Source organism: Erwinia sp. PME.40.26/001 (assembly GCF_055556675.1).
Genome location: NZ_JBVHNP010000192.1, coordinates 1 through 270, shown reverse-complemented (window position 1 = coordinate 270; position 270 = coordinate 1). Strand labels below are relative to the sequence as shown.

At 58.5% G+C, this 270-nt stretch carries 1 protein-coding gene; it reads right to left on the bottom strand.

Features of this window, described 5'->3' with window-relative positions; all coding sequences use genetic code 11:
• Window positions 1-270, bottom strand: a 270-nt coding sequence (locus tag ACZ3HG_RS23810) for an NAD(P)/FAD-dependent oxidoreductase (protein WP_465334856.1), incomplete at both ends; no start/stop codon positions are given.

Sequence of the window (270 nt, the reverse complement as noted above, 5' to 3'; positions counted from 1 at the left end):
AGCCGCCCAGCCAGCCGGTGACATCAGCCACTTCACCAATAAAGTAAAGTCCCGGCACCGCACGCGCCTCCATCGTTTTCGAGGAGAGCTGTGTGGTATCCACGCCGCCCAGCGTCACTTCAGCAGTTCGATATCCCTCGGTACCGTTTGGCTGAATGCGCCAGGCGTGCAGTGTCTGCGCAAGCTCGGTTTGCTGTTTGCTGTTGAGCTGCTTCAGGGTGATATCCGGCACCACCTTCAGCGCCTGTAATACTTCCACCAGACGCTTCG